This is a genomic window from Armatimonadia bacterium, from assembly GCA_039679385.1.
In the GTDB taxonomy this organism is placed as follows: Bacteria; Armatimonadota; Zipacnadia; order Zipacnadales; family JABUFB01; genus JAJFTQ01.
Map to the genome: position 1 here is coordinate 1 of JBDKVB010000030.1, position 5,750 is coordinate 5,750.

4 protein-coding genes are annotated in these 5,750 nt (G+C 65.9%); 2 read left to right on the forward strand and 2 right to left on the reverse strand.

The annotated features are described in order from the left end of the window. Positions 1-64 precede the first annotated feature (64 nt). Both ABFE16_02845 and ABFE16_02850 read right to left on the reverse strand, forming a co-directional pair. Positions 65-1,333 carry a DUF4350 domain-containing protein gene (locus ABFE16_02845; GenBank protein MEN6344210.1) on the reverse strand — a complete coding sequence of 423 codons (1,269 nt, stop codon included), beginning with the start codon at positions 1,331-1,333 and terminating at the stop codon, positions 65-67. Continuing rightward, positions 1,330-2,010, reverse strand: coding sequence for a DUF4129 domain-containing protein (locus tag ABFE16_02850; protein ID MEN6344211.1), 681 nt, complete (start codon positions 2,008-2,010; stop codon positions 1,330-1,332). Before ABFE16_02850 ends, ABFE16_02845 begins: the two co-directional genes overlap by 4 nt. Positions 2,011-2,309: 299 nt before the next feature. Here ABFE16_02850 and ABFE16_02855 point away from each other — a divergent pair, with 299 nt between their 5' ends. Both ABFE16_02855 and ABFE16_02860 read left to right on the forward strand, forming a co-directional pair. After that, on the forward strand, positions 2,310-4,811 hold the full coding sequence (locus ABFE16_02855; GenBank protein ID MEN6344212.1) for a sugar-binding protein: 2,502 nt from the start codon (positions 2,310-2,312) through the stop codon (positions 4,809-4,811). A gap of 97 nt (positions 4,812-4,908) precedes the next feature. Then, positions 4,909-5,750: Gfo/Idh/MocA family oxidoreductase (locus ABFE16_02860; protein ID MEN6344213.1), on the forward strand; the 842-nt coding region annotated here is incomplete at its 3' end.

Here is a 5,750-nt window from a genome sequence, read left to right on the forward strand (position 1 = left end):
GGAAAGGCGGCGTGCCAGATCTGCCGCATGGGCCGGCGTGGACTGCTGCTCGGAGGCGGAGGCATCAAAGGTCACGGGTCGTCAACTCCTGCTCGAGGTGTGCCACGTGTCGGGTCAGTGATAGGAAACGGTTGTCGTCGAGTCGCGAGGTGTCGGCCAGCTCATGCAGCAGGGCCAGGACCTCGCCGGGGTCAAGGTTCGGGTTGCGAGCCGCCACGGCCTCTGCAAGTCGCTCGGGACGGTCATCCGGTCGCGCGCCGCCTGCCCGTGCCAGCCGTGAGCGGAAATGCGAGGCGATCATCTCTGCCGCAGCAGTGCGGTGCCCTGCCCTCCGGTACAGCGCAGCGAAGGCCTGCACATACTCCACTGCCGACCGGCCCGAGGGTTGCGTCACCGGGATCGCAGTGCCGAAGCGCACCGTTCGGCCGAGGAGATACAGGCCCAGGGCGAAGAGCGCAGCCAGGATCGCTCGCCGCGGAGCCGAGGTGTCCAGCCCCGACAAGGGTGTGCTATCTGCCCTCCGGCGGTGGTGGTACTCGTCGAACCACACCGTCGCGTCGGGAGCTGCGAAGGACAGGTTGGCAGCGAGGACCACGTTGTCGGCTCGTGGCAGGTCACGGTTCGCCACAAGGTCGGCGTCGCTGAGGAGCAGGACCTGTCCCCTGCCATGACGCAACCGAGCCATGAGCACCCCGCGGTCGTCGGCGACCAGCACTTCGGACCGGGCCGTCAGCAGTCGTCGCGGAAGCGTACTGCGGCGGTCCTTCTGGAAGCGAACCGCGTTGAGTGCCGACTGAACTTCGGTGGCCTCGGGGTTGGCCCTGAGCCGCCAACCCTGGACCTCCAGTCGCCTGACCTCGCGGAGAAGCGGGTCCTTGCCGCGGCCGACCTCGACAGGCTTGTCGCGAGGCCCGGTGTCAACCGCAAGATAGCCAAGCGCCGCCAGAAGGCGAAGGTCGGCCTCCGCAGAGCCTGGGTTCATCCCGCGGTTCGCAGGTCGCGCATCGGGAGCGACTATCAGCGTTCCGCCCTGCCGAACCCACTGCAGGAGCGCGAGAACCTCGCCTTCGGTCGCCACCAGTTGCGGATCGAGGACCCATAGCAGGCGGACCTCCGGGCCCAGCGACGTCCAGGGCTCACCGAGAGTCTGCACCCGCAGGCCCGTCGATTGCAGCAGTTCGCGCAGCGCCTTCGTGCCCCACTGGTTCGTGCGGAGGCTGGAGTGGTCGCAGTACGGGTCGAAGGTCGCCTGGTGAGCCGTCAGGAGCGAGTAGACGACACTGAAGACGACCAGGCAGACCACGATCACGATGGGAAGGGTCCGTGGCTTCACGCCGACCCCTCCCCTGCGGTCCAGATCCGGTCAACTTGCTCTGCACAGATCCGGAAGGTCTCTGCGTCCGCGACGGCTCCCCCGTACAGCACCAGGTCAAGACGCCGGGCCAGGGGCTCGAACTCGCGGGCGATCACGGGGGCTGCCGCAAGAGCTTCGAGGAGCTCCCAGTTCGTGCGCGAGGGGTCGTAGGGAGTGACCTCAAGGCGATCGAGCCTTCGCATCAGGGCCTCAAGGAGGGCGCGGATCGCCTCGAGATACCGGCCCTGCTTCGCCATCGACTCAGCTCGCGCTCGCAGGGCGTCCGGGGACACCTGCCGAACCGACACCGGGGCTTCCTGCCGACGACGCGGACCTGCGAAGGCCATGCGAAGTGTCAGCGCGATGTGATACAGCAGGAGCGCCAGCACCGCGACCAGGAGAAACACGATCACCCAGTACAGCGCCGGCCAGGCCTCCTTGAGAGCATGGACCTGCGGCGACCAAGCGCCGAAGAGGTCAGAGAGCCATTCCACAATCCGCTGCAGGAGCTTGCGCAGCCAGGGCGCTTCGGCCTGCTGGTACTCGCGTTGTGCGAGGATGCGGGCCAACTCTTCCCGCAGCTTCGCCACGGGTGGTCGTGCGAGAACCGCTGCCAGAGCCAGACCGGCGCCCCCACACAGGCAGGCAAGGACCACCACGGCCCTCAACCGTGAGGAAGGACGCGACCTGGGATCTCGGTCCAGGGGACTGGGGAGCCTGCAGACCATGTCTGTGCGGGCCTTGCGAAGGGAATCTGGTGTTTGCAGGGGTCTATTCGCGTGCTGCGGGGCAAAGCCCTTCAGTGTGAGCAAGGTCAGGAGGCAGGCGTGTTGTCTCGGAGCGAAGGAGCCACAGTGAGCTTGGCAAACTCGTGGTGATCAGAAGGTGTGTGTGGGAAGGGGGCGAATACCGCATATGTATGGGCCCGAAAGCCTTCGAGAGACGGTGAAATCTCATGCGAAGAGTACTAGTAGGCATAGCATTGCTCCTGGTCGGGGCGGCCGCCGTCGCCGATCCGCCATCCTGGGAGGCCGGTCGGACGAAGGACGCGCCGACGATTGATGGGAAGCTGGACGATGCATGCTGGAAGGACCAGACGCTGGTCAGCAACTTCGTGGATGCACGCACAGGCCAGGCGGCACGGGCGCAGAGCCTGTTCCGGGTGCTGTACGACGACACGGCGCTGTACCTGGCGGTTCAGTGTCTCGACCCGCAGGTGAAAGGCCTGCGCGCCACCCTGGAGGCTCGTGATGACACAGTCTGGGACGACGACTGTGTCGAGGTGCTGCTCGACCCGAGCAATCGCCGCGACAGCTATGCTCGTCTGGTGATGAACCCGAAGGGCGCCCTGTATGACGCCTGGATGACCCATGGCGGGGTCACCACCGACATGGACTACGAGTCCGGAGCCCAGGTGGCCGCCGCCACGACGGCCGAAGGCTGGCAACTTGAGGTCAAGGTCCCCTATGCCGGGCTGAGGCTGCCCGGGGATGTGAAGAGCACCTGGGGTCTGAATCTGTGCCGGCACAAGAAGACGCAGCCGACGGAAGACTCCTGCTGGTCGGGACCGCAGGGCGACCAGGCTGAGCAGTTTGGAGCCCTGACGGACCTGAAGGTGAACTTCCGGGCGCAGCTGGTCTCCATCGACACCCCACAGTTCGTCGATCCTCGCTATGACGAGGGCAAGCTCATCGGGACGCTTCGAGTACCCTACGTGAACTGGACCGGCCGAGGCGTCGCCACGCGCATCAAGGCCACCTTCAAGAGCCTTGAGGGGCTGTCCAGTGAGAACCAGACTGAGGCCAATCTCGGCCGCGGCAGAGGCGTGCTGACGGTCCCGGTGGTCGTTGGCAAGCCGGGCTTCTCCGACGTGAGCCTTGAGGTGGTCCGGCGCCAGCCTGAGAGCGTGCTGTTCGCAGGGCGCTTCCCGATGCGTCTGGACTACCCGCCCATCACCATCTCCCTGGAGGAGCCCGCCTACCGCGACACGATCTACGCAAGCCTTCCGTCGCCCGAGATCGTGTGCCGGATGAAGGTCAATGCGCCGATCCGCGACCTGTCAGGCTGTGAGCTACGGGCCGCCCTGAGTGCAGGCAACACGGAGATGTCCGTGCGGACGGTGCGTACGCTCCTGCCACGCGGTGAGGCCACCGTGGCCTTCTCCAGCGAGATCATCCCGGCGGGCGACTACCTGATTCGTGCGCAGGTGCTCAAGCAGGGAGAGGTCATCGTCGAGAGTGCGAAGGTGGTCCGCAAGCTCAAGCCGCAGGCACGCGAGGTGATCCTGGACGCCCAGGGGCATCTGCGCGTCAACGGTCGGCGGTTCTACCCCTTCGGCTTCGCGGACTCCGGCGCAGACGCACGGATGCTGCAGGCCAGGTGCAACACCATCCACCTCGCCCAGGCCTGGAAACTGGCCCGCGACGGCAAGCTTCAGGCAGCCCTGGATGACGCCCGGAAGCTGAGCCTTGGGGTGGTCCTGCCACCGTACCCGGACGAGGTTACCTCCTACGGCTTCCGCGGTCGTGCAGTGGTAACGGAGGAGGACCTGCGGGATATCCAGACCTTCGTAGCAGAGTACGCCTCGCATCCGGCCGTGCTTGCCTGGGAAGTGTGCAGGGAACCCCGGGGAGCGCTCTGGCGGGCAAGCCTGGAGAAGGTCTACCAGACCGTCACCGCCGCCGACCCGTATCACCCCTGCGTGGCGGTGGACGGCGATGCAGCCCTGCTGTCGCGGATGAGCTACGCCTCGGACATCCCGTGCCTGGTCGCCACGCCTGGGTTTGCCGCCGAGGGTGGCCCACGTCAGCCCCTGGCGACGATCTCACAGGCGCTCGCCGATGTGGCTGCAGGCCAGCCGACCCTCCGTGCACCGTGGCTGATGCCCCAGGGGTCTAGTCAGGGCGATCTGAGCCCAGAGCGGGCTGCCACCGACCGTGCACCGACCCTGTCCGAGGTGCGCTGCATGCACTACCTGGGTCTGCTCGGAGGCGCTGAGGGGATTCTGGCTCAGGACTGGACGCGGGCGATCAAGCACCCCTCCGTATGGAACACCTACAAGGAGGCGCTGGGACCGGAAATGGCGATCCTGGTGCCGATGCTGCAGGGCGGCGAGCCCGTGGCAAACTGCCGGGTCGCCAACTTCCCGCAGACGCCGAAGGCCGACGTGGTACTGCAAGCCTGGAAGGACGCCGAGGGACTGGCGATCGTGGTTGTGAACCGCGGTCCTGAGGAGGCCAAGGTAAGGGTCTTCGTTCCTCGCTCCGGAGGGAAGCGCTTCCGGGTGCTGGCCGAAGACAGGTATGTGGTGACGGTGACCGACAGCTTCGACGAGACCCTTCCGCCCTACGGCGTGCATATCTACACCGACAAGCAGAAGCTGCCGTCGATTCTGCCGCTGGAGCAGTTGGCGCAGCACATCAAGAATGACGAGGCCGCACAGAAGCAGACGTGGTAAGCACTCGAAGGCAGGAGGAGCTCCACTAACGCCGCGGCTCGCGGCAAAGCTCACCTGAATGCAAACGCCGGCAACGGCAATCCGCCAGGAGGATGTCATGTCACAGGTTCGTGTCGCACTCATCGGCTGTGGGGGCATGGGCAAGTCGCTCATCAACCAACTGAAGACCCTCGACACCGCGACGCTGGTCGCCGGCGTTGACCCCTTTGAGGCAGCTCGCGAGGCCTTCACGAAGGACTATGAGGTGCCGAGCTACGCCACGCTGCAGGAGGTTCTCGACGCCCAGAACCCCGATGCGGTGGTCGTAGCCGTGCCCAACGACCAGCACGCACCCATGACCATTGCCGCAGCCGAAGCCGGTCGCCACGTGTTCTGCGAGAAGCCCATGTCGCTCACTCTTGCCGACTGCCAGGCCATGATCGACGCCTGCAACAAGGCGAAGGTCAAGCTGCAGATCGGGCAGGTTCTGCGCTATATCGCGGACTTCGACAAGACGCTGCGCATGATCAAGGACGGCGACCTGGGCGAGCCGCGACACGGCATCATCTGCCGCTACTCGGCCCCCAAGGAGAACTGGAACCATACCTGGCGGGACGATCCGACCAAGGTCGGGCACTACCTGTTCGAGGTGGCCGTGCACGAGCTGGACTTCGCACGCTGCGTCTTCGGCAAGCCAGTCGCTGTGACCGCCTGGAGCACGCCCATGACCGGTGAGCAGGCCCTGTGGAACAGCGTGACTACTGCCGTCGTCGAGTTTGAGAACGGCGGCGTTTGCACCTTCATCGAGGGCATGTTGAACGTCATCGGCCGCAGTGAGGTCGAGATCTCGGGGACCGGCGGCGCCGTGCGGTTCCACTGGGGCAAGGACTTCATCTACCGGTCCGCCAACGGTCGCGAGAACTTCGACAAGACCGGCGCAGAGATCGCCGAGGGCGTCGA